Below are 2,728 nucleotides of genomic sequence, written 5' to 3' on the forward strand. Positions count from 1 at the left end.
CAGCGTGCCCCAGAAGCTCTCAATCGGCGCGTTATCGTAACAATTCCCACGCCGGCTCATCGATGCGCGCATGCCGAACTGCGCTACCAGTGCCCGATACTCATGTGAGCAATACTGACTGCCGCGGTCGGTATGCTGGATCAGGCCTGGCGCTGGCCGCCGAAGCGAGACTGCCCGGAAGAGTGCCTGCATGACCAGATGCCGCGTCATTCGATCGCCCGTAAGCACCCGGTAATCCCGTCTTGACGGGACGTGGAATCGAAGAACGCCTGGTTCAGGCGGGTGACCAGCGATGCGGGAGCAGTTCGCCAATGCGACTCGCTGGCTGCGATGGCAACCGCTCCAGGACGTCTTTCATGTAGGCGTGCACCTCATGGCCATTGAGCCGCGCCGAATGCAGCAGGCTCATCACCGCGGCGGCACGCTGGCCCGCACGCAGGCTGCCCGCGAACAGCCAGTTGCTCCGACCCAGCGCAATCGGCCGAATGCGGTTTTCCACCCAATTGTTATCAATCGGCACGGCACCGTCTTCCAGGTACCGGGTCAACGGTCCCCAGCGTCCCAAGCTGTAGTCGATCGCTTTTGCCGTAGCGCTGCCCTCCGGCACCCGCTGGCGTTGCGCCAGCAGCCACGCGTGTAACGTATCGGCGGCCGGCCGTGCCAGCCGTTGCCGAAGCTCCCGCCTCGCCGTCGCATCGAGTTCCTGCACTTGGCGCTCGAGTTCATAGAGCGCACCAAACAGCTTCAGCGCTTCTTCCGCAATCTGGCTCTTGTGGTTGGCATAGAGCTCATGGAACTTGCGCCGAGCATGTGCCATGCAACCGGCTTCGGTGACGCCTTGCCGGAACAGCGCCTTGTAGCCGCTGTAGTCATCGCACACCAGCGTGCCACGCCAGTCACCAAGGAATTGCTCGGCATGCCGACCAGCGCGGGTTTCGGCGAAGTCGAACACTACGCCTTTCATCGGGCTCATCCCGGTGCTGCAATAGCTCCACAGGTAAGCGCGATGCGTCTTGCCGTTGCCCGGTTTGAGCATGGCCACCGGCGTTTCATCCGCATGCAATACCGATTCGGCCAACAGCTCTGCACGCAGCGCCTCGACCAGCGGCTGCAACTGTACGCCGCAAGTGCCGACCCACTGTGCCAGTGTCGAATCGGGGATGGCGAAGCCGGCGCGCGCAAAGATGCCGCTCTGTCGGTAGAGAGGTTGATGGTCGACATATTTGGCCACCAGCACCTGGGCCAGTAGGCCAGCGGTTGGCATGCCCTTGTCGATGACCTGGGGCGGCACTGGCGCCTGGACCAGTGTTTCGCATTGCCGGCACACCCATTTGCCGCGCACATGGCGTTCGACGGTAAACACGCCGGGCTGGTAGTCGAGCTTCTCGGCCACGTCCTCGCCGATACGTTGCAGCGCGCAACCGCAATGGCAAGTGGTCGATGCGGGTTCGTGATGCACTTCGCGGCGCGGCAGCGCAGCCGGCAAGGGAGCGCGCTTGGGCTGCCGCTTCTCGCCGGCAGGCGCAGGAGCAGTGAGCTGCTCCATCTCGGCGCTCAAGGCTTCGAGATCAGCATCGATGGTCTCGAACAGCAGGCGCTGCTGCTCGCCACTATAGGCTTCGCTGCTGGCAGCAAACTTGAGGCGCTTGAGCACGGCCATCTCGTGTGTGAGCTTGTCGATCAGGGCTTGCTTGGCACGCGTTTCCACCAGCAGCCGGCTGGCAAGCTGCCGCAGTTCTTCAGTGCTCAGGGTGTCGAGATCGGCCGGCGAAGTCATGCGCGGCAGTGTGCCAGAACAGCAGCCGCGAGGAAACGGAAACAGTTTACGTCGGCGACGGTACGCTATATGACGGCAATGACGTGATCGGTGGCCAGCGTCTTCCAGGGCAGCCCGCATACCAGGGCCTGCAACTGCTCGGCATTCAGGGCAACGGTAAGTGCAGAGGGATCGCTGTTCCAGACGAAGCGACCGCGGTTCAGGCGCCGGGCAGCCAGCCAGATACCGAAGCCGTCGTAGACGAGTACCTTGATACGGGTGGCGGGCTTGTTGGTGAACAGATAGGCGTGGTGCGGCCGCGCAGCGCCGAATACCTTGACCACGCGTGCCAGCGCGGTATCTGTGCCGGCGCGCATGTCGAGCGGCTCGGTGGCCAGCCAGATGGCGTCGATGCGGATCACCGCAGTACCTCGCGCAACCAGGCCGCACATTCCGCAGATGCCGACAGGGGCCAGCAGACCGTGGCAGTCACGGCGCCACGCCGCACCTCGATACGCAGTTCGACGGCCACGGGGGTCATGGCTGTCGTGGGCAGCGGCACAGGGATGAAGGCAGCAGAACCGGCTTGCGCCGCGGCGGTCTGCTGCTTCATGGCGCGGGCACGCCATTTGTGCACGAGATTGGCGTTGATGCCGTGCGCCATGGCCACTGACGCAATGGAGGCGCCAGGCTGCTCGCATTCCGCAAGCACTTCGGCCTTCACGTCCTTGCTATGGCGCCGTCTGCGTGATGTCGTTTCTGTCATGGGTGTCCACCTCGTTTAGGTGGGCACCATCATCCTTACGCCTCAAGTTCACTTCAAGGCGACTTCGCCGGGCGCTTACCGTCCTTGAGCCATGCGGCAAGGGCATGCAGGTCTGCGGTAAAACTGCGAAACGAGCGAACGGGCTTGGGGTCCCGGTCCGCGCTAACGGCAACGACATGGAATTGCGCGCCAATGTCGATCCCCGC

At 63.5% G+C, this 2,728-nt stretch carries 4 protein-coding genes; all 4 read right to left on the reverse strand.

The window, feature by feature from the left end:
- Nucleotides 1-312: DDE-type integrase/transposase/recombinase (locus JJB74_RS32845; protein ID WP_267913239.1), on the reverse strand; the 312-nt coding region annotated here is incomplete at its 3' end.
- On the reverse strand, nucleotides 275-1,777 hold the full coding sequence (gene tnpC / locus JJB74_RS32850; protein WP_200598750.1) for an IS66 family transposase: 1,503 nt from the start codon (nucleotides 1,775-1,777) through the stop codon (nucleotides 275-277). The genes tnpC and JJB74_RS32845, both read right to left, overlap by 38 nt.
- A gap of 65 nt (nucleotides 1,778-1,842) precedes the next feature.
- Nucleotides 1,843-2,178, reverse strand: a complete 336-nt coding sequence (gene tnpB / locus JJB74_RS32855) for an IS66 family insertion sequence element accessory protein TnpB (RefSeq protein WP_200598751.1) — start codon at nucleotides 2,176-2,178, stop codon at nucleotides 1,843-1,845.
- Nucleotides 2,175-2,522, reverse strand: coding sequence for an IS66-like element accessory protein TnpA (gene tnpA, locus JJB74_RS32860; RefSeq protein WP_200598752.1), 348 nt, complete (start codon nucleotides 2,520-2,522; stop codon nucleotides 2,175-2,177). Before tnpA ends, tnpB begins: the two co-directional genes overlap by 4 nt.
- Nucleotides 2,523-2,728: the final 206 nt, after the last annotated feature.

It is taken from the genome of Noviherbaspirillum pedocola, assembly GCF_016632335.1.
Taxonomy (GTDB): Bacteria; Pseudomonadota; Gammaproteobacteria; order Burkholderiales; family Burkholderiaceae_D; genus Noviherbaspirillum_A; species Noviherbaspirillum_A pedocola.